Annotated in this window: 23 protein-coding genes, 2 pseudogenes and 1 riboswitch; of the genes and pseudogenes, 14 read left to right on the forward strand and 11 right to left on the reverse strand. The window is 55.4% G+C overall.

Annotated features, from left to right (window positions below):
- Nucleotides 1-16 precede the first annotated feature (16 nt).
- The 6 genes from C230_RS0108915 to mqnE form a co-directional block, all read right to left on the reverse strand.
- The gene (locus tag C230_RS0108915; protein WP_018131689.1) at nt 17-814 is read right to left on the reverse strand and encodes a carbon-nitrogen family hydrolase; all 798 of its coding nucleotides are present in this window, start codon (nt 812-814) and stop codon (nt 17-19) included.
- Nucleotides 815-838: 24 nt separating this feature from the next.
- Nucleotides 839-1,090 carry a hypothetical protein gene (locus tag C230_RS0108920; RefSeq protein WP_018131690.1) on the reverse strand — a complete coding sequence of 84 codons (252 nt, stop codon included), beginning with the start codon at nt 1,088-1,090 and terminating at the stop codon, nt 839-841.
- A 5-nt stretch (nt 1,091-1,095) separates the two neighbouring features.
- Nucleotides 1,096-1,503, reverse strand: coding sequence for a peptidylprolyl isomerase (locus C230_RS0108925; protein ID WP_040393285.1), 408 nt, complete (start codon nt 1,501-1,503; stop codon nt 1,096-1,098).
- A gap of 146 nt (nt 1,504-1,649) precedes the next feature.
- A complete protein-coding gene (locus C230_RS21350; protein ID WP_018131692.1) occupies nt 1,650-2,207 on the reverse strand; it encodes a YhcN/YlaJ family sporulation lipoprotein in 558 nt (185 codons plus the stop codon).
- A gap of 37 nt (nt 2,208-2,244) precedes the next feature.
- Nucleotides 2,245-2,643 carry a DUF1540 domain-containing protein gene (locus C230_RS0108935; protein ID WP_018131693.1) on the reverse strand — a complete coding sequence of 133 codons (399 nt, stop codon included), beginning with the start codon at nt 2,641-2,643 and terminating at the stop codon, nt 2,245-2,247.
- A 253-nt stretch (nt 2,644-2,896) separates the two neighbouring features.
- Nucleotides 2,897-4,003: an aminofutalosine synthase MqnE gene (mqnE, locus tag C230_RS0108940; RefSeq protein WP_018131694.1), complete on the reverse strand. Its 1,107-nt coding sequence runs from the start codon at nt 4,001-4,003 to the stop codon at nt 2,897-2,899.
- 168 nt (nt 4,004-4,171) lie between these two features.
- Between mqnE and C230_RS0108945 the strand changes: the two genes are divergently transcribed.
- The gene (locus C230_RS0108945) at nt 4,172-5,968 is read left to right on the forward strand and encodes an ABC transporter ATP-binding protein (RefSeq protein WP_156807407.1); all 1,797 of its coding nucleotides are present in this window, start codon (nt 4,172-4,174) and stop codon (nt 5,966-5,968) included.
- Nucleotides 5,969-6,088: 120 nt separating this feature from the next.
- Nucleotides 6,089-6,661, forward strand: a pseudogene (locus C230_RS0108950) (sulfite oxidase-like oxidoreductase); the annotation flags it as partial.
- Nucleotides 6,662-6,848: 187 nt separating this feature from the next.
- On the opposite strand, the gene C230_RS19955 reads toward C230_RS0108950, so the two are convergent.
- Together C230_RS19955 and C230_RS0108960 are read right to left on the reverse strand one after the other, a co-directional pair.
- Nucleotides 6,849-7,688 (reverse strand): VanW family protein, encoded by an 840-nt coding sequence (locus C230_RS19955; RefSeq protein ID WP_018131697.1) that lies wholly within the window; start codon nt 7,686-7,688, stop codon nt 6,849-6,851.
- A gap of 105 nt (nt 7,689-7,793) precedes the next feature.
- Nucleotides 7,794-9,269, reverse strand: a complete 1,476-nt coding sequence (locus C230_RS0108960; protein WP_018131698.1) for a Mur ligase family protein — start codon at nt 9,267-9,269, stop codon at nt 7,794-7,796.
- A 93-nt stretch (nt 9,270-9,362) separates the two neighbouring features.
- On the opposite strand from C230_RS0108960, the gene C230_RS21355 reads away from it, so the two are divergent.
- The 5 genes and pseudogenes from C230_RS21355 (at nt 9,363) to C230_RS0108985 (ending at nt 12,199) form a co-directional block, all read left to right on the forward strand.
- The gene (locus tag C230_RS21355; RefSeq protein WP_018131700.1) at nt 9,363-10,247 is read left to right on the forward strand and encodes a VanW family protein; all 885 of its coding nucleotides are present in this window, start codon (nt 9,363-9,365) and stop codon (nt 10,245-10,247) included.
- 147 nt (nt 10,248-10,394) lie between these two features.
- A complete protein-coding gene (gene trpS, locus C230_RS0108975; RefSeq protein WP_018131701.1) occupies nt 10,395-11,378 on the forward strand; it encodes a tryptophan--tRNA ligase in 984 nt (327 codons plus the stop codon).
- Between the two features lie 18 nt (nt 11,379-11,396).
- A pseudogene (locus tag C230_RS21975) lies at nt 11,397-11,498 on the forward strand (cell wall hydrolase); the annotation flags it as partial.
- A 117-nt stretch (nt 11,499-11,615) separates the two neighbouring features.
- The gene (locus C230_RS0108980; RefSeq protein WP_018131702.1) at nt 11,616-11,795 is read left to right on the forward strand and encodes a hypothetical protein; all 180 of its coding nucleotides are present in this window, start codon (nt 11,616-11,618) and stop codon (nt 11,793-11,795) included.
- A gap of 50 nt (nt 11,796-11,845) precedes the next feature.
- Nucleotides 11,846-12,199, forward strand: coding sequence for a rhodanese-like domain-containing protein (locus tag C230_RS0108985; protein ID WP_018131703.1), 354 nt, complete (start codon nt 11,846-11,848; stop codon nt 12,197-12,199).
- A gap of 113 nt (nt 12,200-12,312) precedes the next feature.
- Here C230_RS0108985 and C230_RS0108990 read toward each other — a convergent pair whose 3' ends face one another.
- Entirely contained in the window at nt 12,313-13,101 is a 789-nt protein-coding gene (locus C230_RS0108990) for an ABC transporter substrate-binding protein (protein WP_018131704.1), read from the reverse strand.
- Between the two features lie 147 nt (nt 13,102-13,248).
- Between C230_RS0108990 and C230_RS0108995 the strand changes: the two genes are divergently transcribed.
- Nucleotides 13,249-13,500, forward strand: coding sequence for a hypothetical protein (locus C230_RS0108995; RefSeq protein WP_156807411.1), 252 nt, complete (start codon nt 13,249-13,251; stop codon nt 13,498-13,500).
- A gap of 2,232 nt (nt 13,501-15,732) precedes the next feature.
- On the opposite strand, the gene C230_RS0109015 is transcribed toward C230_RS0108995, so the two are convergent.
- On the reverse strand, nt 15,733-16,224 hold the full coding sequence (locus C230_RS0109015; RefSeq protein ID WP_018131709.1) for an inorganic diphosphatase: 492 nt from the start codon (nt 16,222-16,224) through the stop codon (nt 15,733-15,735).
- A gap of 207 nt (nt 16,225-16,431) precedes the next feature.
- Between C230_RS0109015 and acsA the strand changes: the two genes are divergently transcribed.
- Together acsA and corA are read left to right on the forward strand one after the other, a co-directional pair.
- On the forward strand, nt 16,432-18,165 hold the full coding sequence (acsA, locus tag C230_RS0109020) for an acetate--CoA ligase (RefSeq protein WP_018131710.1): 1,734 nt from the start codon (nt 16,432-16,434) through the stop codon (nt 18,163-18,165).
- Between the two features lie 136 nt (nt 18,166-18,301).
- Nucleotides 18,302-18,473, forward strand: a riboswitch (M-box (ykoK) riboswitch).
- 121 nt (nt 18,474-18,594) lie between these two features.
- The gene (gene corA, locus C230_RS0109025) at nt 18,595-19,566 is read left to right on the forward strand and encodes a magnesium/cobalt transporter CorA (RefSeq protein ID WP_018131711.1); all 972 of its coding nucleotides are present in this window, start codon (nt 18,595-18,597) and stop codon (nt 19,564-19,566) included.
- Nucleotides 19,567-19,626: 60 nt separating this feature from the next.
- Here corA and C230_RS0109030 read toward each other — a convergent pair whose 3' ends face one another.
- Entirely contained in the window at nt 19,627-19,818 is a 192-nt protein-coding gene (locus C230_RS0109030) for a 2-hydroxymuconate tautomerase (protein WP_018131712.1), read from the reverse strand.
- A gap of 53 nt (nt 19,819-19,871) precedes the next feature.
- Here C230_RS0109030 and C230_RS19965 point away from each other — a divergent pair, with 53 nt between their 5' ends.
- The 4 genes from C230_RS19965 to C230_RS0109050 all read left to right on the forward strand — a co-directional run bounded on the left by C230_RS19965 (nt 19,872) and on the right by C230_RS0109050 (nt 22,759).
- Nucleotides 19,872-20,282 carry a DUF309 domain-containing protein gene (locus C230_RS19965; protein WP_083910513.1) on the forward strand — a complete coding sequence of 137 codons (411 nt, stop codon included), beginning with the start codon at nt 19,872-19,874 and terminating at the stop codon, nt 20,280-20,282.
- A 238-nt stretch (nt 20,283-20,520) separates the two neighbouring features.
- Nucleotides 20,521-20,877: a DUF485 domain-containing protein gene (locus C230_RS0109040; protein WP_018131714.1), complete on the forward strand. Its 357-nt coding sequence runs from the start codon at nt 20,521-20,523 to the stop codon at nt 20,875-20,877.
- 2 nt (nt 20,878-20,879) lie between these two features.
- Complete coding sequence (locus tag C230_RS0109045) at nt 20,880-22,391, forward strand: solute symporter family protein (protein ID WP_018131715.1); 1,512 nt, start codon at nt 20,880-20,882, stop codon at nt 22,389-22,391.
- A gap of 113 nt (nt 22,392-22,504) precedes the next feature.
- Nucleotides 22,505-22,759, forward strand: a complete 255-nt coding sequence (locus C230_RS0109050; RefSeq protein ID WP_018131716.1) for a GIY-YIG nuclease family protein — start codon at nt 22,505-22,507, stop codon at nt 22,757-22,759.
- Nucleotides 22,760-22,791: the final 32 nt, after the last annotated feature.

Genomic DNA, 22,791 nt, shown 5'->3' on the forward strand with positions numbered 1-22,791 from the left:
CCGCCGTTGCTTTTTGTTATTTGGATGTTTCGTACACATCCGGCCGTCTGTCTTCGAAAATTGGAATACGCTCGCGCACCGAGTCGACCGCGGCAAGATCGATTTCCGCCTGGAAGATTCCTTCCTCTTCTCCCGCTTCCAACAGGATTTCCCCCCACGGATCGACCACCATCGAATGGCCGAAAAATTCCGTATCGCCAGCCCGGCCGACCCGGTTGCAGGAGACGACGAACATCTGATTTTCGATCGCTCGTGCCATTTGCAGCGTCCGCCAGTGATGCAAGCGGGGATGCGGCCATTCGGCCGGCAGGAAGAGGATTTTCGCGCCGGACAGGGCAAGCGCGCGGGAAAGTTCGGGAAACCGCAGATCGTAACAGATCATCGTGCTGCAGGGAATCCCTTCAATCTCGATTCGCCCCAACCGGTCTCCCGCGTGCAGATATTTTTCCTCGTCCATCAGGCGAAACAGGTGCAGTTTCGAATAGGTGGCCGTGTGGCGGCCGCTGCGGTCAAACAAAAATGTGGTGTTGTACACCCGCCCGCCGCGCAGTTCGGCAACCGATCCGGCGAGAATGTTCACGTTGAGTTCCCGGGCGAGCCGGGACATCTGTTGTTTCGTTTCCCGCCCCTGATCGTCAGCCAACTGTTCGATGCGGGTGAGATCGTAGGCGGTTGTCCAAAGTTCCGGCAACAAAATCAGGTCCGGTTTGTTTCCGGCGGCTTCCCGGATCATCGCGTCCGTCCGCCGGCGATTCGTTTCCACATCACCGAACGCGATGTCCATCTGAATGATCGCAATCCGCAGTTTCTCCATGCAGGATCCTCCCCATGCAGTCTGTCAGCGCTTGCGTTTTTTCAATACTTCCTTGCTTTGTTGCAGCAGGGCTGTGACCATATCGAGCTGGTTCATTTCCGCCACCAGCGTGAGCGTGACGGCGGCCGTGCCGTAACGTTGCACCAGTTCGGCCAGCGTTTTTTTGTGCGCATCGGTCACCGGTCCGACTTGCAATTCGAGATACTCGGCGATCTCGTTGATCTCGTCCGTCAGATCGTGCGGCGGCATTCCGGTATCGCGCGGTTCTTTCGCCATTTTTCTTACTCCTCGACGACGGTGACTTTCGCCATTTTGTCGCCTTGCCGAATTTCGTCCACCACTTCCATGCCTTTTACAACCTGTCCGAACACGGTGTGATGGCCATCCAGATGCGGTTGCGGTTCATAACAGATGTAAAATTGGCTGCCGCCCGTATCACGGCCGGCATGCGCCATGGCGACAGTCCCCCGTTTATGTTTGTTTGGGTTGATTTCGCATTTGATCGTATAGCCCGGACCGCCGGTACCCGTTCCGTACGGGCAACCTCCTTGCGCCACAAACCCTTTGATCACCCGGTGAAACGTCAGTCCGTCATAGAACCCTTCATTCGCCAATTTCTCGAAGTTCGCTACCGTATTGGGAGCATCCTTGTCAAACAACTCGATTTCAATCGTTCCGCCGTTCGCCATTTCGATGTACGCTTTTTTCACTGTTCTACCTCATTTCACGCGATATCGTGTTCCATTATAGCACAAAAAGAAAAGCCCCGGAGGCAAGGGGGTAACATACGACGAAAAAGCTCCCCGCGCCGGGGAGCGTGTAGGCCATTGTATTTTTACCGGGAGGTCGGGAAGACGCGGCGGATCACATCCGCCAGATCGTTGACGCCTGCTCTCGTCCGCACTGCGATCCGATTATTGTTGAAGGCGATGAAGCGGGACATCAAAATCGGGTTGTTCGATGCGTGCACGGCTCTGATGGACTGGTCCGCCTGTTTTACCGCCTGTTCGATCCTCTGCTTCATGTCGGTCGGCAAGTCGCCCGCGGGCGGCAGGGTACCTCCGTCACCACCGGTCGTGCCGGCACCGGGTACAGGCCCCCAGCCGGCTACACCGGCACCCGGCGCATAGCCTCCCAGTTTGCTGTACGCATAACCTCCGTGCGTTACTGCGCTGCGCATGTGGGAGTCCGGGCCGCCTGAAATTCCGGGCACCGTGTTCATCACCCGCTCCGCCATGTCCGGCCGCGGCGTGTAATTTGGTTGCGGGCGGTTCTCGGAAATGCGAGCGGCCTGCGGCTGGCCCAAATTTTTCGTGTGTGCTGCCCATCCGCACCCGGCCAGCGGCAGCGTCAGTGCCGTCGCGGCCAAGAGCAACAAAATGCCGTTTTTCATGCTGCGATTCTCTCCTTTTCCTGCCGCTGCCAGAACGCTATCGCGATTTTGTGCGGAACGTCTGGCAATTGGTGTCCTGGCACTCGTCCGCATGCCTCCCGGTGACTTCAATCGCGTCTGCCACGCAGTGATTGCCGTCTTTCCAGTATTCGCAGGAATTCACGGTGCAAGTGACGGTCGGAACCATTTCGCCCCCAGCGAACAGCTTGCTGGCCGCCCCGCCCCAATTCACGTTGTCAAGCGAGCCTAGCATATTGGCGAACGACGAGGCCGGCTGAAAGGTTTTGCACATCGTCTGCTCAATGATTTGCGACATCCGCCCTTCTTCTTCGTGCATAATGTCAATGTTGCGGGCGGAACAGTAGTCCCCCGCCACATAGTGGGTGCACGTATCGACTACACATTTGACGCGCGGGTAAATATCGCCTTTTTCCATCAGGTCCTTTCTCCTTTCATTCGGTAGTTGCGCAGCTTGAAGACTGTCGATGGTAAACGTATTCAAAGCTTGCAATCACAAACGATGTCACAAACAGGTGGTGAACGTAACGGTGGAAAAAGGGGACTGCATCAGGATACAGGTAGTTTCCCGTTAAAGTGCCGGGTTTATGCAAGATCATGTTCGAGGGAAAAAAGGAGCCTTTGCAGACTCCTTTGAGAAGTTTCTGTTATTTTCATTAGGTAAGCAGATTTCAATAGGTGCGCAGGATGTTATACAGCGTGTCCCGTTCCGCCGGAATGCGGCCCGCCTCCCGGATCATCCGGATGAACGATTCTTTCGGCGTATAGTGGGCCGTTTCCGCGCCGGCGGCATGCACGATTTGCTCCTCCATCACCGTGCCGTCGAGGTCGTCCACGCCGAACGCGAGTGATACCTGGGCCATTTTTTGGCCGATCATCATCCAGAATGAACGGATATGGTCAAAATTGTCGAGCATCAGACGAGAGACCGCCAACAACTTCAGGTCATACCAGCCGGAGGTCAGCTCCTTCAGGTTGTACTCCCTTGCCAATGCGGTGTTGTCCGGGTGGAACGCGAACGGGAAAAATGCACTGAAACCGCCTGTTTTGTCCTGCAAATCGCGCAATCGGATGAAGTGATCGATCACATGCTCCGCTTTCTCGATGTGTCCGTACAGGATCGAGGCGTTGGTGCGGAATCCCATTGCATGCGCCACTTCGTGCACATGGAACCAGCGGGCCGCATCCGTTTTGTGGCCGGAAATGATCCTTCGGACTTCCGGGTCAAAAATTTCCGCACCGCCGCCAAGGATCGAATCGAGTCCGGCGAGCCGCAAGCGCTCCAATGTCTCCTCTACGGAAAGTTTCGCGACCCGCGCGATGTAGTCCAGTTCGACCGCGGTGAACGCTTGCACGTGCACACCCGGCAGGATGCGCTTCGCCAGACGCAGCATTTCCTCGTAATATTCGAGCGGCAGTTTGGCGTTGACGCCGCCGACGATATGCAGTTCGGTGAATTGTTTCGGCGCCATTTCCCGATATTTTTGCTCGATCTGATCAAGCGACAGCGTGTAGGCGTTCGGGTTGTCCGGTTTCAGGCCGAATGCGCACAGCTTGCAGTCGAGGTAGCAGACGTTTGTATAGTTCAGATGCGTGTTGTAGATGAAATAGGCGTAATCCCCGTTTTTGCGCTGCCGGACGATGTCGGCCAGTTCGCCGATCTGCAGCAGGTGGGGCGACTTCAAAAGACGAACCCCGTCTTCGAACGAAAGGCGTTCGCCCTGCAACACTTTTTCCTGGATATCCTGGAGGGTATCTCCGCGCGTGATTGTGATCATTTTGAACCTCCTGTCTCCCATTGAACGATTTTTATTGTATCATAACCGGGAGGCGGGCAGGAGGAGAGAGTTGTGGAGGGCGGCTGCCGGAAGTTGCCAAAGCGGACGGCAGGGTGGAAGATTTGTCGGAACAACGGTAGAATGGAAGCAGGAAAGGTTGGAACCACGATGAGATACTATTCCACATACGATTGGGGCGATACGAACCGTCGGTCGCACATCCAAAAGGGCACGTTGCGCCGGATCGCCCGCTATTTTTCGCCGTACCGGAAACAGTTTTTGCTGGTGTTCGCGTTCATTGCCCTGGGGGCCGCGTTCAACCTGCTGCAACCGCTGCTGATCAAGTGGACGATTGACGTAGCCATTCCGCAGGGCCGTACGGGGCTGCTCAACGGCTTGATTCTGGCGATGATCGGGGCGGCGATTGCCGGGGGCATGACGGGTGTCGCACAAACCTACTACAACACGAAAATCGGCCAGGGCGTGATGTACGACATCCGCAACCAGATGTACGAACATCTGCACCGGATGTCGCTGCAATTTTTCACCAATACGAAAACGGGCGACATCATGTCCCGTGTCAACAACGATGTGAACGGATTGCAGACGGTGGTGACCGACACCATCTCCAACTCGATCAGCAATCTGGTGACCGTCGTCTCGCTGGTTTGCACGATGTTTGCCCTTAACTGGCGTCTGACCCTGCTGTCGCTGATCACGTTGCCGCTGTTTATCATCCCGACCAAACGGGTGGCCAAGCTCAATTTTGAGGTGAAAAAAAATACGCAGCAGAAGATCGGCGAACTTTCCTCCCTGATGCAGGAAACCCTGTCGGTCAGCGGCGCCATGCTGGTAAAGGCGTTTGTCCGGCAGGACTGGGAATTGAAGCGGTTTGCCAAGGTGAACGACGAACTGAAAAATTGGCAGATCCGCCAGTCCATGATCGGCCGCTGGTTTTTTGCGTCGATTATGGTGATCGGCACGGCCGGGCCTGCGATTGTCTACTGGTACGGCGGGCATGCGGTGATCGGCCAATCGATGTCCCTGGGAACGGTGGTGGCGTTTGCCACCATTTTGCAGCGGCTGTTCGGGCCTGTATCGGCACTTGCCAATGTGCACGTCAATTTTTTCGGCTCGGTGGCGTTGTTTGAGCGGCTGTTTGAATATCTGGACATGCCGGTCGACATCCAGGACCGCCCTGGGGCGAAGCAGCTTGCTTCTGTGAAAGGACGGATCGAATTTGATCACGTCTGGTTTTCCTACCAATTAGAAAGGCCGATTTTGCGGGATGTGACGTTTACGGTCGAGCCGGGACAACTGGTGGCCCTGGTCGGGCCGAGCGGCGCGGGCAAAACGACGCTCGCGAATCTGATTCCCCGCTTTTATGATCCGACGGCCGGCAGCGTGCGAATTGACGGACAGGATATCCGCGACGTGACGCTTGCTTCACTGGGGCAAGCGATCGGCATGGTGACGCAGGAAACATTTCTGTTTCATGCCTCGATCCGGGAAAATCTCCGCTACGGCAGGCTGGATGCGACCGATGAGGAGATCGTGCGGGCGGCGAAAGCGGCCCACATTCACGATCTGATCGAAAGCCTGCCGAACGGGTATGATACGATAGTCGGGGAACGGGGCTACAAGCTGTCGGGAGGGGAGAAGCAGCGGATCGCGATTGCCCGTGTGATCCTCAAGGATCCGGCGATTTTGCTGTTGGACGAAGCGACTTCGGCGCTCGATTCCCACTCGGAAGCGCTCGTGCAGGCCGCGTTGGAACAGCTGATGAAATCCCGCACGAGCCTGGTGATTGCTCACCGGTTGTCGACCGTGCTGGCGGCTGACAAGATCGTGGTACTGGAGGAAGGCCGGGTTGTCGAACAGGGGACACACGCCCAGCTGCTGGCCAAAGGCGGGTTGTATGCAAGTTTGTATCATCAGCAGTTTGCTGCCGCCGTCAACGCTTGAGAGATGCGGATTGCGCCGTTCTGCCGGGATCCTGCTCGGGCCTATTTTTGCGAAACCTGTTGTCAGTCACCTTGCAGGGAAAGGACGTGGCGCTGTTTGAAAAGGAGAGAGGTGACCCTTATGTCTGTTACGAAAAAAGACCGGGTGCCGCCCGGCCAGTTTGTAACCGACCGCTGGCCGGTTTTGCACGCCGGCACCGTGCCGCGAATCGATCTTGACAAGTGGACGTTCCGCATCTTCGGGCTGGTGGAAGCGGAAAAGACGCTCACCTATCCGGAGTTCATGAGCCTGCCAAAATCGGTCGTCAAAAGCGACATCCACTGCGTAACCACCTGGTCACGGCTCGACAACACGTGGGAAGGCGTGCTGTTCAAGGACGTGATGCGCCTGGTCAAGGTGAAACCGGAGGCCCGGTTTGTGATGGTGCATGCGGAGGAAGGCTGGACCACCAACGTGCCGCTTGAGGACCTCTTGTATGACGATGTGATTTTTGCCTATAAGCATGATGGTGTGGATCTGACGCCAAGCCACGGCTGGCCGCTGCGGCTGGTGGTGCCGCATCTGTACTTCTGGAAGAGCGCCAAGTGGGTGCGCGGCATCGAATTCATGATAGAAGACAAGCCGGGTTTTTGGGAGGAAAGGGGCTACCACCTCTACGCGGATCCGTGGCTGGAGCAAAGGTATCGCGATGACCCGGAATGGAACGAAACGGGGAAAAATACGGAAGAGTATTACAGAACGATCAAAGCAAGGGTCCGTCGGGAAATGGCGGAGAGGGGGAAACAGTTTTAATCTGCACCGCTTCCCAAGATCCGGTGATGGAGCGATAAAAAAATCGGGCCCGCTGTCTCATCTGGACGCGGGCGTTATTTTTTGGCATTCATTTCCCGTAAATGGACACGGTTACAACGCCGTCGTGCAGGCTGCTTTTCACGATCACGGGCGTTGAGCGGTTGTTTCGGAACACAAAATCGTACCCTTCTTCGATATACACCATGGCATCTTTCCCCGGCGGAACGTACGATACCGGCAGGCTGTGCGGGTGCCGTTCCACCACTTCCAGCCCGGCGGCCAGCACCGAGTTGTACAGGGTGGTGGAGACTTGGCAGATGCCTCCGCCGTACATTTGCACCGCTTTTCCGTTTTCAATCCCCGGTCCCGGTTGGTAACCCCGTTCCGCTGTCGGATAGCCGGTCACTTTGTTGAATGATAAAGTCTGCCCCGGCATCACCACGGAATCGTTCAGAAAATCGGACGCCAGCTTGATATTGGCGAGATACCCGGGATCTTTCGGCAGCCGGGTGGAGAATTCGCCGATTTTCCGGAAACCGTCCGGCGTTTCGGTCGCCAGATGACGGGCGGTCACATCCGCATAGACGGTCTTCAATACCGGTTCCACCTTAGAACCCGGCTGAGCGCTGCGAATCCGCTCTTTCGTCTGTTCGCGATCGAGCACTTTGCCGGGAGTATCCCAGATAATCGTGTTCGTTTCGTAGTCTTTGCGCACCGGAATGGCCGGTTTTTCATAGCGGGCGGCCAGTTGGTCGAGCGCCCGCTCAATCGATTGCTCATCTTTCGGGTTTATCTGAATCTGTCCCACCGTCACCGTCGGCTGCGCCAGCATGGCAGGCACCGAACAACCGGATATGGCAACGGTTGCAGCAAAAAGCAGAACCGCCAGCACGGATGCCCGACGGTTTCGTGAAGCGATTTGGTTCATCGTCGAGCCTCCTTCGCAGAAGTTTTGGATCAGGACGATTTGCTATCATTCTAGCAGGCGGGAGGCTCATTCACCAAATCCTTTATTTTCCGGTTTGAAAATGGGTCATTTCACAAAAGCAGAGGAGATACCCTGTGTTTGGCAGAGCAGACGGAAGCCCTCGTCCATGCCTTGCGCACCGAGCAGAAACACCAGATCTCCCGGCTTCGCAGTGCGCGCCACATGTTCGATCGCTGCCGGAAGTTGCGGATAGAATGCATGTGGCACCCCGCTTTTCCACAGCGTCTCCAGAAACGCCGCCTCCTCTTCTTCGCTCACCTGATCGTTCGATCCGACATGTCCGGCGGATGACGTAATGATCAGCTGCGGTCTTGTGTGTGGCCGCATTTTGTACCACTCGGCCAGGACCTGCGCGTTCAGCCGGTTGACACTGACACCGCGGTTGCCGCGAATCGCGAACGCCACGTGCACGCGGCCGAATTGTTCCGGCCGGAAGGTGTTCAGCACCGCCAGAATCGAACCGGGATTCATGGCGGTGTCGTCGACGACCAGCCTCCCGTTCCACTGCAATGTTTGCATCCGCCGTACAACGGGAGCAAACCGGTCGAGCGCCGTCCGCATGTGCAGCGGATCCAGTCCGGATACAAGGCCGGCCAACAGGGCGGCAAGCGCGTTTGAAACGTTGTGCAGCCCGGGTAAATGGATGCGGAAGGGAATCGAATGCACATCAGAATTGATTGCCGCCTGCAGTTTCGGACCGGTTCGTACGAAAAAAACCGTCTCTCTCTCCGTCTGCTGCATATCCCGCACGGAAATGTCCGCTTGCCGATCAAGCAGCGAGTAGCTGAACACCTGGCAGCGGCTCTCCCGGCTGGCCTGCTGCACAAACGGATCATCCCAGTTGTAGATCCCGATCTTATCGGGCGCCAACCGGTTCATAAAACGTTTCTTGCATGCCCCGTAAGCGTCCAGCGAGTGGTGAAAATCAAGGTGATCGGGCGTCAGATTGGTGAATAGGCCGATCGAAAAATCGGTCGCGTCCACCCGCCCCATGTCAACGCCTTGCGCTGAAACCTCCATCACCACGTGCCGCGTACCGCCTGCCAGCAGCTCGGCCAGCATCCTTTGCAGATCGGGCGCTTCTGGAGTGGTCAGGGCGGCTGGGGTGCGGACGCCGTTGATCTCATTTTCGACTGTGCCGATCAGTCCGCAGGGAATCCGATTTTCAACAAAAAAGGCGTGCAGCATCGAAGTGATGGTGGTTTTGCCGTTCGATCCGGTGACGCCGATCACGCGCTGTTGGGCGGACGGGTTGCGGTAGACGGCGGCGGACAGATAGGGCAGCCAGCGGCGCGCGGAATCTGCAAGATAGACGGGAACCGGCGCGGTCGTCCGTTTTTCGCAAACAATGCAGGCGGCGCCTTTGCCGATCGCTTCCTGAATGTAGGCGTGGCCGTCGTGCCGCTTGCCGGACAAGGCAACGAACAGATAGCCCGGCTCGACTTTTCTCGAATCGTGGGTGATGCCGGAAAATCGTACGGCACCCTCACGGATGGCCGCCAGCAGAGATTCAACCCTCATTCTTTCACCCGCTTCCGGTTGATTTCCTTACCATGATATGGGCGGATGCCGGCTTCGGTGAGCGCAAACACTAATAGCACGGAGGTGATACGCATGCGAGCATCCCAGCACCGAACCGCAATGCTTGGCGCCGCCGTGTTCCTCTTGTTGAGCGGAACGATCGGGTGCTTGCAGCAGGCCGCCCGCGATCCGTTCAGACCCGGGGCGCACGGTTCGATCTCGGGAACGGAGCAGATTCCTACCGGTGTCCATTTGGGGGAGTACTCGTTGGAGGGCATCCCGCATCGGGATTTGCCGTCCCATCTTGCTCGGCTGGCCCCGCATTTTTACGAAAAACCGCAAAACGCGCACAAACAGGAGCAAAGTTTGCAGCTGATCCCGGAGCGTCCAGGTCGCGAACTGGATATTGAACAGACGAAGCAGCGGATCTTGCACGCGAAGCCGGGCGAACGGGTGGAACCCGTGTGGAAAACGGTGCAACCGACTGTCACAATCGCCGACCTCCGCCCCGCAGCGCCGGTGGATTTCCGGCAGCTTGGCCAATTTTCCACGCCGATTCTGGATACGAAGCCTGATCGGGTCGAGAACATTCGGGTGACGACGCAGTTGGTGAACAACACGGTTGTTGAACCGGGGCAGGAATTTTCGTTCAACAAAATCGTCGGCATGCCGACGAAGGCCAAAGGGTTCAGGCCGGGCACCGTGTTCGGTGACGGCGGCCAATTGAAACAGGAACTGGGAGGCGGCATGTGCCAGGTTTCGTCCACCCTGTACAACGTGGCACTCGAAACGGGAATGGAAATCCTCGAGCGGCATCCCCATTCCAAGCCCGTCCCGTACATCGCGCCAGGCCGGGATGCGACGATCTATGACGACAAAGATTTGCGCTTCCGCAATCCGCTGGCGAAACCGGTTATTATCAAAAGCTGGGTCGCGAACGGCCGAACCTACGTCGCGTTCTATCTGCCGGTGCGGTGAGCGGCTGAAACTTCTTCAGTTCTTTTGTTCCTCGAAGGGGTGGAAATTATACCCTTGCACCGCATGTTTTGCTATACTAGTACACATACCCGCGAATATAACGCGATGCCATTTGGGTGCATATCTGTTGCGAGTTGGAGGTACAACATGAAGCGCGTATTGTCAGGAGTGCAGCCTACGGGAGATGTGACGATCGGCAACTATTTGGGAGCGATCAAACGGTTTGTGGAGTTGCAGGAGACGACCGAACCGTTTTTTATGATTGCCAATTTGCATTCGTGGACCGTTTCCCAAGAGCCCGCGGTGCTGCGGGAGAAGACGCTCGATGTGGCGGCGCTGTACCTGGCGGTGGGACTTGACCCAAAGAGGTCGACCATTTTTGTGCAGTCGGATGTTCCGGAACACAGCGAACTCGCCTGGCTGCTGCAGTGCATGGCGTATTTCGGTGAACTGGGACGCATGGTGCAATTCAAGGAAAAAAGCGAAGGCAAGCAAAACGTGTCGGTCGGTCTCTACACGTACCCTGTGCTGCAAGCGGCCGACATCCTGTTGTACCAGGCGGATGCGGTACCGGTAGGGGAAGACCAGAAGCAGCATCTCGAACTGACGCGCGATCTGGCAGAACGGTTCAACAAACGGTTTGGCGACACGTTCAAGGTGCCGGAACCGTTGATTTCCGAATTCGGCGCGCGGATCATGGGACTGGACGATCCCACCAAGAAAATGAGCAAAAGCGCCCCGAGCCCTTACAACCGCATCACGATGAGCGATACTCCGGACGAGATTCGTTCGAAAATCATGAAAGCGGTGACCGATGCGGAAAACGAGATCCGTTACGATCCCGAGAACAAACCGGGTATCAGCAATCTGCTGACGATCTACAGCCTGTTTTCCGGCGAATCGGTCGAGCAGCTGGTAGAGCGATTCCGGGGGCAGGGGTACGGAACCCTGAAAAAATCGCTCGTCGAAGTAGTCGTCAGCCATCTGGCGCCGATCCAGGAACGGCACCGGCAATTGCGCCAATCGGGAGCGGTGCTTGACATCCTCAAGCAGGGAGCGGAGCGGGCCCGCGCGGAAGCGGCGAAGACGCTGCAGGATGTGAAAGAGAAAATGGGGCTGGTGCTGAGGTAGCACCTGAATTGCGGAAAAGGCGGCGCGCTGTATTATTTCAACCCGGCGACGGCCACTTCCAAGTGGATTTGGAGCCGGCCGCAAATCAAGCGGATCGGCAAGCATATTTTTACACGCTAAGACGGGAAAAGGGCGTTTGACCGACGCCCTTTTTTCATGGTACAAATCAAGTAACAAAATGTTGGCTCGCAGCACCGGGCCGCTTCCGGGATACGGGGCAGGGGAGGGTGCGGGAACATGCAAAATTGGGTGTATGCGGCGGCTGTGCTGGGATGTTTGCAACTGGCAGAAATTTTGTACAACCGGTTTCAGTTCAAACTAGCCGGTGAACTGGTTGCGCTTTGTTCGTTTGCGATCGCGGCCATTTGGCTGGGCGCCAGCGGCTGGAAGCTGCTGCGAAAAGAAAGATCAATCTGACAGGCCCTCCTGCAAGCGGGGGCTTTGTTGCCAAAAGGAGCCGCTGCTTGATGCAGGAAAAGCATATCGATGCGAGGAAATTTTTTGAAAAACTGGCGAACGGGGAACTGGCAGACGCCGTTCTGCTGGATGTGCGGGAACCGTTTGAATGGCAGGAATCGCACCTGGAACCGGTCGTGCTAATGCCGCTGCCGACGCTTCCGGCACGGCTTAGGGAGCTGCCGCGAGACAAGCCGATCTACTGCATCTGCGCCCATGGCATCCGTTCCTATTATGCCGTGCAGTTTCTGTGGCAAAACGGTTTTTCCGATGTGACCAACGTATTGGGCGGGATGGCGGAAATCGAACGATACCTTGCAGGAACTGAGCTGGAACATCTTTGGAAAAGAAACGCGGACGAGTAGCGGCTCGCGGAAAACAGCCCGATCCCTTCGGGCGGATAGAGGCTGCCGATTCGTTCGATGGGGGGGAGCGGCCCGCAAAGCGGGACCGCTCCGCACCCAGAGGGCATATAGGGTCAGGCGTTGTTCAATTCGGGGTGAAGCAGGTCGACCAGTTTCTCCAAACCGTCAAACAGCCGGGGGGAGGGACGGCAGTACAGCCCTTCCTCCATCACATGGATGCGGTTGTGACGGATGGCGGGAATTTGTTCCCAGCCGGGGCGGGTACGGATTTTTTCCGGATCGATTTTGTCCGGATGAACGCCAGGCCAAACGGCGAACAAAAAATCGGGTTGCTGCTCAAGAATCTCCCGGCCCGTTTGGGAGATCACGCTGTCTCCCGGCCGATCGGCGAAAATATTGACGCCGCCCGCCAACTCACTGATCGGCGTCAGCCACGTATCGCCGGCCGGCGAGATGAACGGGCGCGGCCACCATTCCCAATACACGCGGGGCGTCCAGGTGCGCTTGGCCGCTTTTTCCCGAACGCGTTCGACCCGTTGCTGCAAACGGGCGACGAGTTCTGCCGCTTTCCGTTCTGTCCCCGTGTGGGCGCCGACGAATCGGATGTCCTCATAGATCTGGTCGATCGTTTTCGGATTCAATGCGATGTACGGCAGGCCGCGTTCCTCCAGCCGTTTCACATTTTTCTCCATGCCCGGCACCGACAGGGAGGCGATCACCAGGTCCGGCTTGTAACTTTCCAGTTTGTCCATATTGATGTTCAAGTCGGGTCCCAATCGGGGCAAGCGGCTAGTTTCTTGCACCGGCCAGTCCGAGTAATCGTCAACCGCCACCACCTGCTCCATCAGGCCGAGCGCGTGCAAAATTTCGGTGTTGCTTGGACAGATCGAGATGATGCGCAAGTCCCTCTCCCTCCCTCTATATGATTGTTCGGGTCCGTTCCTGGCCGCCCATCATTTTTGCAGGATGGTTGTGTTGTCGCCACCGAAACAGTCGTGTAGAATGAATGAGTACGAACAGGGCTGAAAAAGAGGTGACAGACGGTGACGATGTATATTCTTTTGGCATTGCTGGCGTTGATCGTATCGTTTGGCGTCGGGTTTATCCTGAATATGTTGACGAAATTCTGGATGGCGAGCGGCGTTGCTTTTCTGGCGCTGTTTCTTTACATCATGGCCAAAGTTGATGCCAGTTTGCGACCGGGTGATTGGATCCTGCTGCTGTTTCTTGCATGTGGTGCGTTTGCCAGCGCGTTTACGATTCGCACCTTGCGCAACCGCGGCTTCCGCATGTTTCAATGACCGCTGATTGTTCTACCCCATGCGGCAATGCGTAGGCAATGCGTATGGGGTTTCCCCATTTTAACAAAAAGCCCTGAATCGGCTTCCGACTCAGTACCCTCTTGGGGTGGGCGTACACCAAGTCTGCCTTGACGGGCCCAGGCATCTCAGCCTGTTTTGCTGCATACCTCATCCGCTGGTATAATGGGACTCGAGCAGTTGCCAGCTCTCATGCATGCCAGCGTCGCAGGACGGTCATTGAAGATTGGCTGGCACCTGGGTGCCCCACTTTCCACCCTACAACCTTCAGCACTTCTGGGTCACGTTGCAATCGTCCCGGCTCTAACCCGTCGCTTCCCCGAGCTGGCCTCCCTAGTCATCGGGGGTGGTCACCATCCACAACATCCGCCCTCGTCCTATCCACATTACTGCGGCGTCCAGATGTACTCCGATCTGACGTCTGGATTATTTTTCTGCCCTTTTCTTCGGCCCCCATCGCTTGGGCGGGCATTCAGGCTTGCGATGCGATATAAAGTTGTCCTTTAACCTGCGACAGCGCTTCGTGGAACGATTCGGTGGCGTTGCACTTCTGGCTTGTCCACCTCTCGACAATAGGAATATGTACGGCCAAAAAAAGCCGGTTCTCAGTTCCTTCAACTGAGAATCGGCTTTCTCTCGCCGTCCTACGCTTTTTGGTTGCAACGACCTGTCCCATACGCTATAATGTCGTTACAAAGGGCCTTCCAGTTGGGTGTGAGCTGGTTGGCAAAAGCGTTGCTCAGTTGTGTTAGAGCTGAGTGGCTGAATGAGCACGTGCCTCGTGTCGTGTGTGCGAGACCGAATGCGGGGCTTTTTCATTGCTCCGATCTATCAAGTTATCTGTAATCTACCACTTTTTTGGTAGAATTGGCAAGTGTTTCATTCACATTTTGCTTTCCTGCCTTGTGATCCAAGATAGATCCGTGTAACCTCGTCCCGCTCATGCCCCAAGAGTTCCGACACTTCCTTCCGGGCCTTCAGCTTGCCTCCTCCATACTTCTAAAGCGCTTCCTTGTAGTGCTCTTGGGCGTAACGATGCCGGAGCCCGTGATAAGTGATCTTCCTCTCACTGAACTTGTTACGGTGCCTGATGATCCAGTTCTGGATCTCTTTGATAACTTTGTACGCCTTCTCATCAGGATCCACAAACACCTTTCGACCTCGCTCCGACCAATCAACGATCCTCTCGATCACGTTTCGTGCTTCCTGCGAACACCCAAAAGCTAAATCAGATGAAATTAACGCTGCGTGGGATCAGTATGCGGAACAACTACTCAAGCAAGCTGACATAAAATGACAAGGGCAATTTCCGCCCTTGTCATTTTAAATAAGCAAAATAGATACTAGCCAGAGTCCCTAGAACCACGACAACAGAGAGTAATTGAATCATTCGCCTTTTTCGTTTTGGAATCTGATCGAGTTGTTTAACAGTCTTAAATCCGTGGATTGTATCGAGATGTTTAATCACGTCATTAAAAGGCTCCCGATCTTCACCTAGAATCGTTGATATATCAGTGTCCTTTTCCTTATACGGGGGATATGGTTTATTTGAATTGCTTGGTTCCATTACTGTGTCACCTCCATAGCGGACTTATTCATAGAATACAGGATTTTCATCGTATTATATCAGAAATTTAAGAAAAAATTGAATTTGAGGGTCACGAGTTTTGAATTCCTCTTTGTATTTTGGTCGAAGTGAGCTACAAAATCGCCCCTAGAAACGGTTTTTTTGAGGTTGGTCAATCACTATCCCCATTATCACATTTAGGGGGTTCTGCTGCACATGGTTGGGGGTGCCAACTTTCTGCCCCCCTAGTTTTCTTCCCTGCCCCCGACCCTCAGCCTCTTGCGGTGAGCGAAAGCACTCAACCGCTGCGAGGCTCTTCAGATCACCACCAACCACTTCCCCCTCTTTTTTGCCTCAGTATCTGCCTGCAACACCCCTTTTAGGAAACCAGCAACCAACTGTCGCCAACCACGGAATTCCTCGGTTCCGCCGCTACTCAAGTTGCAACTTTTTATCTTCGTCCCCAGCTCGTTGGGGGAGCTGCTCTTACCTCCGCCAGAGCAGGGTACCGGTGTTGAGGGAGCAAGGGGGAGCAAGGGGGAGCAAGTCGAAGGCGCAGCTCCCCCTTACCCTATCAAACGGGTAAAGAGCCGTACCGTATGGAGCCGGTCGCTTGCCTCGGTCGGTCGCTTTCTTTGCTTCGACCGTTACTTGTTCGCGTAGCGGGCGCGGCACTCTTCCAGCAGACGGGCTGCCACATCGACACCTTGCCAGCCTTCGATCGTCACCTTTTTGTTTTCGAGATCCTTGTATACCTGGAAGAAGTGGGCGATTTCTTTCAAAACGTGCGGTGCTACGTCGTCAAGTGTATGTACTTCCTTGAAACGCGGATCTTCCGTTGGAACAGCCAGCAATTTTTCGTCCTTGCCCTTGTCGTCCGTCATGATCAGCACGCCGATCACGCGGGATTCGATCACACAGCCCGGAAACGTCGGGAATGAAGTGAGAACGAGAATGTCCAGCGGGTCGCCATCTTCCGCCAGCGTGTTTTCGATATACCCGTATTCGGTCGGGTAGTGCATCGGCGAGAAGAGCACCCGATCCAGTTTGAAGCGTCCGGTTTCCTTGTCGTATTCGTATTTGTTTTGGCTGCCGGTGGGAATCTCAATAAATGCGTCGACCACTAAATTGTTTGCCATGCCAGTCTGCCTCCTCCACAATCCAAAAATCCACTCCCTCATTATAGCAACAAAGGGGGATTGTGACAAACATCGGAGGAACCGCTTTGAAAACTTTTTCGCTCGGAATAGTCGAGTAAGGGCGAAACAGATGCTGACGTTTCGGAATCTGTTATGATACAATATTTGCAAAAATAATACATATTTCGGGGATTTGGAGGGGAAGGCATGGAGAAGGGGGCGCACCTGCAGGAATGGGAAGCGGTGGGCACGACTTCGGCGGCTTGCAATCTGGAAAATTACGATGCAATGTACGAGGCGGCCGATTGGGAGACGGAAGAACGGTTTTTTTCTTGGTATCAGACTGGGCGCGTGAACATCGCCTATGAGGCGATCGACCGGCACGCGGAGTCGGAGCGGCGGGACAAACCAGCGCTCCTGTTCAAGGACGACAATCGGGAAGAAACCTATACGTTCGCCGATTTGAAAGCGCTTTCCAACAGGTTTGCCAACGTGCTGCGAAAAATCGGGATTCGCAAGGGCGACCGCGTGTTTCTCTATATGCCGCGTTGCCCGGAACTGTATGTTGCACTGCTTGGCATCGTCAAAATCGGGGCGATTGCCGGACCGCTGTTTGAGGCGTTTATGGAGGCGGCTGTCAAGGACCGCCTGCAGGACAGCGGAGCGGTCGCGGTTGTCACGACTCCCGCCTTGCGCAAGCGGATTTTGCGGGAGGAATTGCCGGACCTGAAGCATGTGATTCTGGTCGGGGCGGAACAGACCGGGCCGGGTGAAGTCTCCTATGAACAGGAGATGGCTGAGGCACCGGACGATTTGGAAATCGCATGGATGGACCGGGAAGATCCGTATATCATCCACTATACGTCCGGTTCGACCGGCAAGCCGAAAGGCGTCGTGCACGTGCACAATGCGATGGTTCACCAGCATCGCTCCGGCCGTTGGGTGTATGATCTGCGCGAGAATGACATTTATTGGTGCACGGCTGATCCCGGCTGGGTGACGGGAACGTCGGCCGGGATGTTTGCCCCCTGGCTGAACGGGGTGACAGTGGTGCTGCGCGGCGGCCGCTTTAAACCGGAGGACTGGTATGACACGATCCAGCGTTTTCGGGTGACCGTCTGGTTCTCGGCACCGACCGCTTTTCGCATGCTGATGGCCGCCGGAACGGAGCTGGCCAAACAGTATGACCTGTCGTCGCTGCGCCACATTTTGTCAGCGGGCGAGCCGCTTAATCCGGAAGTGTTCCGTTGGGGGCTGCAGGCATTCGGGCAGCGGATTCACGATAACTGGTGGATGACCGAGACCGGTTCGACGACGATCAGCAATTTTCCCTGCCTGCCCATCAAGCCCGGTTCGATGGGCAAGCCGCTGCCGGGCATCTACGCGGCGATCGTCGATGACGAGGGGCGCGAACTGCCTCCCTATCGGATGGGCAACCTGGCGATTCGGGCCGGCTGGCCGGGCATGATGCGGCAAATCTGGAACAACCCGGCGAAGTACCAGGAATACTTCCGACTGAAAGGCTGGTACGTGTCCGGAGACTCCGCCTACAAAGACGAAGACGGCTACTTCTGGTTTCAGGGGCGGGTCGATGACGTAATCAACACGTCGGGCGAGCGGGTCGGTCCGTTCGAGGTGGAAAGCAGGCTGGTGGAACACCCGGCGGTGGCGGAAGCGGGCGTCATAGGCAAGCCGGATCCGGTTCGCGGCGAGATCATCAAAGCGTTCATTTCGCTGCGGGCCGGGTATGAGCCGAGCGAACAACTGAAACAGGAAATCGCTCAATTCGTCAAAACCGGGCTGGCGGCCCATGCTGCCCCGCGCGAGATCGAGTTCCGCGACAAGCTGCCAAAAACCCGCTCCGGCAAAATCATGCGCCGCGTCCTGAAAGCGTGGGAACTGGGTCTGCCAGCGGGCGATCTGTCGACGATGGAGGATTGACACGAGCGGACATTGACGCGATGGCGTCCTCCGGACTATAATTGTCCTGCAACTGTTTTGTTGTATATCGCGCGTTTGACGTTGGGTTTGAACAACTTGCGGATATGAAGATGATCGGCGCTGTGCAAAACTGCATAAGGCTCTTCGTTAGGTGAGGCTTCTGCATGGATCATACGCCACTACCCGGAAACGTCGAGAGACGCCAATGGGTCAACAGGTACTACCGGCTTAAGGTTTTACCTAATGTGGCTGAACCGCGCGCGGTTCTAGCCATGCATGTGCTAAAGCTTGGACGAGTGGAGAAGGCGAACCGGAGCGGTCCGACGTTCTTTGGATTGTGTATACTGCGAGCCTTCAAACGGGTTTGAAGGCTCTTTTTGTTTTCTGCGTACGCTATGGACAACGACCGTTCGAGAGGGGGTATCGCGGATGATCAAGACCTATTTTTACAATCATGAAGACAAAAAAATGTACCATGATGTGGACCTGCTGCGCAAAGGGGAACTGCTGCAGAACGAGCGGAACCTCTTGTGGATCGACCTGTACAATTGTACGGTGGACGAACTGAAGTTTGTCGGGGCGATTTTCGATTTCCACCCGTTGGCCATCGAAGACTGTTTGCACGACTCTCCCCGTTCCAAGGTGGACAATTACGATGATTACTACTTCTTTGTGTTTCACGCGCTGCGTTATGACGAGGAGAGCGAACGGGAAATCACGACCGAGGAATTGAACGTATTCCTTGGCAAGAACTATATCGTTACCGTCCACCAAAATCCGCTGCAATCGATCGGCCGCATCGCCGCCCGCTCGCTACGGGAGCCGCATTATATGGACAAGGGGCCTGATTTTCTGTTATATTCGATCGTCGACATGATCACCGACGAGTATTTCCCGATTATGGAGCGGATTTCCACGCGGATTGACGAGTTAGAAGACGAGATGTACGAACATCCGGCTCAGGAGATTACGGAAGAATTCCTCGCGCTGAAGCGGACGATCGTGCTGATCCGCCGGGTGATTCAGCCGAAAAAGCGGATTTTCGCCAATGTGGGCGGCCGCTACTCGTTCGAAGTGCAGGAAGACAATGTACCGTACTTTATCGACCTGGTCGATCATCTGGAGCGCATATCCGACTCGCTGGAAGTGTTCCGCGATCTGGTGTCCGGTGCGATGGAAACTTACTACTCGCTGGTGACCGCCAGAACGAACGATACGATGCGCGTCTTGACGGTAATTACGACAATCACCGCAACCCTTACCTCGGTAACCGGGTATTTCGGCATGAACGTGCCGCTCCCCTCGCAGCAGAACCCGTGGTCTACAGTGGTTGTCACATTGTTGCTGGTCGGCATGACGTACGGGATGCTGAAATACTTCCGCCGGAAAAAATGGGTGTAGGAAAACCGAAAGAACCCCCTTGCGAAGGCGGGTTCTTTCTGCTTGTGCTGCCTCGACGGGTTAATTGGCTTCATCGATCATCAGCTTGCCGGCTTTGCCGAACGCGTCACTTTTCAGGTCTTCGATAAACACATAGACGCGGTCTGCCGGCACTTCGCAGATTTCGCAGACCACTTTCGTCACTTCGGCAGCCAGACGACGCTTTTGTTCCAACGTGCGGCCTTCCTTCATCTCAATCGTTATAAACGGCATGGAAAACCCTCCCGCATATGTAGTACATCCATTATCACGTTTGGGCGGAACAGATGTCAACGAAAGGAATGAGTCGGGTGAGCGAGCCGATTCCGCAGGAATTTCTCGATTACATCAAATTTATGAACGAAGAAGATTATTTTGCCGCACACGAGGTGCTGGAGGATTTGTGGCACAGCGACCGGATCGATTTTTACAAGGGATTGATTCAGGTGGCGGTGGCGATTTTTCACTTGCGCAACGGTAACATCAAAGGCTCAAGGTATATGTTTCAGCGGTCCCAATCGTTGCTGACGCCCTATCTGCCAGTATTTCGGCGGATCGATGTGCGCCAGGTGATCGATTATATTCAGGACTGTCTGCAAAAAATTCCCGACGTGCCGGAAATGGATCGGCAGGAAGTGAAGAAACTGGGAATCAGGGGAATTCGCCTGAAACTGATCGATGAAGCGGGATCAGCATAAAAAAGCAAAAGGCCGGCAGCCATTTGAGGAAAAAAATTGCAGACTGATCTGGCCGCTGGGAAGTTAATTATTATCAGAATCGACGGAATAAAATGATAAAAAATTATTGTGGCTCTGAATGTGATTTGATATACTATTTCCGCAAACCGAATTATCTGAACTGATTGATAGAAAGGAGGCTGACAGGCACGATTTTTCTGTTATTCAGTAAGAAACGCTAACAAAGAGGGGGAGAAACATGGAGACACAACTGAATCCTTCTGTAAGCGCTGTCAATATTGATGGACGTCCCGAAAATGAGTGGGACATCATCGCGGAATCGCCGCAGTTCAAAGCGATGATCCGCAAGAAAAAAGCGTTTTTGGTACCGGCTACTGTCTTTTTCCTTGTTTATTATTTTGCGCTGCCTGTTTTGGCCGGTTATTTCAAACCGCTAATGGCTGTCAAGGTGACGGACTCGATCAACTTCGGCTACCTGTTTGCGTTGTCCGAATTTGTGATGGCTTGGGTGTTGGCTCATCTGTACATGAAGAAGGCCAACCAGTTTGACGATACAGCCTCCGAAATGCGCAACAACATGAAAGGGGGACTGTGACGATGGGTTTTAACGGATTGGCATTCGGACTTTTCCTTGTGATTGTTGCGATTACGCTGGTGATCACCTATTGGGCGGCCAAGCGAACGCATACCACCAGCGAGTTTTACGCCGCAGGCAGTTCCATCAAAGGCTGGCAAAACGGGGTCGCGATCGCAGGTGACTACATGAGCGCCGCTTCTTTCCTTGGCATCGCCGGCATGATTGCGCTCAGCGGATATGACGGATTCATGTATTCGGTCGGTTGGCTGGTCGCGTACCTGACGGTTCTGCTGCTGGTGGCCGAGCCGTTGCGGAACACCGGCAAGTATACGATGGCTGACGTTCTGGCCAGCCGCTTGAACGAAAAACCGGTGCGCTCGGTCGCAGCTCTCTCCACCATCGTGATTTCCACTTTCTATATGATCGCCCAAATGGTCGGTGCGGGCGGACTGATCAAACTGTTGCTCGGAATTCCTTACAACTATGCGGTGATGATCGTCGGCATTCTGATGATTCTGTACGTGGTGTTTGGCGGGATGCTGGCAACCACCTGGGTGCAGATTATCAAGGCGTTGCTGCTGATGGGCGGAACGATTGTGCTATCGCTGCTGGTGCTGGCGAAATTCAACTTTAACGTGGGCGCCATGTTTGACAAAGCGGCCGCCATGTACGGGCAGAAATTCCTGGAGCCGGGTCTAAAGTTTACGAACCCGCTCGATCAGATTTCGCTGGGGCTCGCCCTCGTTCTTGGAACGGCCGGTCTGCCGCATATCTTGATACGGTTTTACACCGTGCCAAACGCGAAGGAAGCCCGCAAGTCGGTTGTCTGGGCGATGTGGATCATCGGAGCCTTTTATGTGATGACCACCTTCCTTGGATTTGGTGCGGCGACGCTTGTGACAAAGGACAAAATTATCGCGGCAGACAAGGCGGGCAACATGGCGGCTCCGCTGTTGGCACAGGCGCTCGGCGGTGATTTTATGCTGGCGTTCATCGCTGCGGTGGCGTTCGCCACGATTCTTGCGGTGGTGGCAGGGCTGACGATTGCCGCATCCTCCGCGTTCGCGCACGATTTCTATACCAACGTGATCAGGGGAGGCGAGGCAAACGAGCAAGAGCAAATCCGGGTGGCCCGAATCACCGCTTTTGCGGTGGGCATCCTGTCGATCGTGATCGGGATTGCAGCCAATGGAATGAACGTTGCGTACATGGTGGCGCTCGCATTCGCGGTGGCGGCCAGCGCGAACCTGCCGGTAATCGTATTGACCGTCTTTTGGAAGCGGTTTACCACTGCCGGAGCCATCACGGGCATGCTGGTCGGTTTGGTCTCCGCCCTGCTGCTTACCTTCATCGGGCAGGGGGTTATGGGGAAGAATGCGATCTTCCCGCTGCAAAATCCGGGCATCGTCTCGATCCCACTCGGCTTCCTGGCGGCGATCGTTGGCTCGCTGGTGACGAAGGATGCGAAAGCGCGGGAGAAATTCAGCGAAATTTATGTGCGGGCGAACACCGGATACGGAGTCGAAAAATAAGCGGGAAACACAAGCTGCAGGCTTGCACGAAGCCGTCGGCAGGGGCCGGCGGCTTTTGCCGTTGCACGCAGTTTGTGATATATTTCTGGTAAAATTAGGTGCGGGAGGGCAGAATGCCTTACGTATACATAGTGGAGTGCAAGGACGGCACGCTGTACACCGGCTACGCAATGGATTTGCGCAAGCGGTTGCAGGAACATAACAGCGGACAAGGGGCAAAATACACGCGGGGCCGCGGTCCGGTTCGGCTGCGGTATGTGGAGATATGCCCTGACAAATCGTCCGCCGTGCGGCGGGAATGGGCGATCAAACGGCTGGATCGGCGGCGCAAACAGGCACTGATCGACTCTGTCTGCCTGTTGATCTGAGCTGTCTGGCGCGGTTTGTTGAATGAACCATT

This window comes from Effusibacillus pohliae DSM 22757 (assembly GCF_000376225.1).
Taxonomy (GTDB): domain Bacteria; phylum Bacillota; class Bacilli; order Tumebacillales; family Effusibacillaceae; genus Effusibacillus; species Effusibacillus pohliae.

What these genes read in the sequence shown, in the direction of transcription:
- corA (WP_018131711.1), top strand. Translation starts at nt 18,595, where the DNA reads ATGATCAAGACCTATTTTTACAATCATGAAGACAAAAAAATGTACCAT.
- C230_RS0108925 (WP_040393285.1), bottom strand. Translation starts at nt 1,503, where the DNA reads ATGGCGAACGGCGGAACGATTGAAATCGAGTTGTTTGACAAGGATGCT.
- C230_RS0108920 (WP_018131690.1), bottom strand. Translation starts at nt 1,090, where the DNA reads ATGGCGAAAGAACCGCGCGATACCGGAATGCCGCCGCACGATCTGACG.
- C230_RS19955 (WP_018131697.1), bottom strand. Translation starts at nt 7,688, where the DNA reads ATGAACCAAATCGCTTCACGAAACCGTCGGGCATCCGTGCTGGCGGTT.
- C230_RS0108915 (WP_018131689.1), bottom strand. Translation starts at nt 814, where the DNA reads ATGGAGAAACTGCGGATTGCGATCATTCAGATGGACATCGCGTTCGGT.
- C230_RS0109015 (WP_018131709.1), bottom strand. Translation starts at nt 16,224, where the DNA reads ATGGCAAACAATTTAGTGGTCGACGCATTTATTGAGATTCCCACCGGC.
- C230_RS0109030 (WP_018131712.1), bottom strand. Translation starts at nt 19,818, where the DNA reads ATGCCGTTTATAACGATTGAGATGAAGGAAGGCCGCACGTTGGAACAA.
- C230_RS0109040 (WP_018131714.1), top strand. Translation starts at nt 20,521, where the DNA reads ATGGAGACACAACTGAATCCTTCTGTAAGCGCTGTCAATATTGATGGA.
- trpS (WP_018131701.1), top strand. Translation starts at nt 10,395, where the DNA reads ATGAAGCGCGTATTGTCAGGAGTGCAGCCTACGGGAGATGTGACGATC.
- C230_RS0108980 (WP_018131702.1), top strand. Translation starts at nt 11,616, where the DNA reads ATGCAAAATTGGGTGTATGCGGCGGCTGTGCTGGGATGTTTGCAACTG.
- C230_RS0108985 (WP_018131703.1), top strand. Translation starts at nt 11,846, where the DNA reads ATGCAGGAAAAGCATATCGATGCGAGGAAATTTTTTGAAAAACTGGCG.
- mqnE (WP_018131694.1), bottom strand. Translation starts at nt 4,003, where the DNA reads ATGATCACAATCACGCGCGGAGATACCCTCCAGGATATCCAGGAAAAA.
- C230_RS0108995 (WP_156807411.1), top strand. Translation starts at nt 13,249, where the DNA reads ATGTATATTCTTTTGGCATTGCTGGCGTTGATCGTATCGTTTGGCGTC.
- acsA (WP_018131710.1), top strand. Translation starts at nt 16,432, where the DNA reads ATGGAGAAGGGGGCGCACCTGCAGGAATGGGAAGCGGTGGGCACGACT.
- C230_RS19965 (WP_083910513.1), top strand. Translation starts at nt 19,872, where the DNA reads ATGTCAACGAAAGGAATGAGTCGGGTGAGCGAGCCGATTCCGCAGGAA.
- C230_RS21350 (WP_018131692.1), bottom strand. Translation starts at nt 2,207, where the DNA reads ATGAAAAACGGCATTTTGTTGCTCTTGGCCGCGACGGCACTGACGCTG.
- C230_RS0108945 (WP_156807407.1), top strand. Translation starts at nt 4,172, where the DNA reads ATGAGATACTATTCCACATACGATTGGGGCGATACGAACCGTCGGTCG.
- C230_RS0109050 (WP_018131716.1), top strand. Translation starts at nt 22,505, where the DNA reads ATGCCTTACGTATACATAGTGGAGTGCAAGGACGGCACGCTGTACACC.
- C230_RS0108935 (WP_018131693.1), bottom strand. Translation starts at nt 2,643, where the DNA reads ATGGAAAAAGGCGATATTTACCCGCGCGTCAAATGTGTAGTCGATACG.
- C230_RS0108960 (WP_018131698.1), bottom strand. Translation starts at nt 9,269, where the DNA reads ATGAGGGTTGAATCTCTGCTGGCGGCCATCCGTGAGGGTGCCGTACGA.
- C230_RS21355 (WP_018131700.1), top strand. Translation starts at nt 9,363, where the DNA reads ATGCGAGCATCCCAGCACCGAACCGCAATGCTTGGCGCCGCCGTGTTC.
- C230_RS0109045 (WP_018131715.1), top strand. Translation starts at nt 20,880, where the DNA reads ATGGGTTTTAACGGATTGGCATTCGGACTTTTCCTTGTGATTGTTGCG.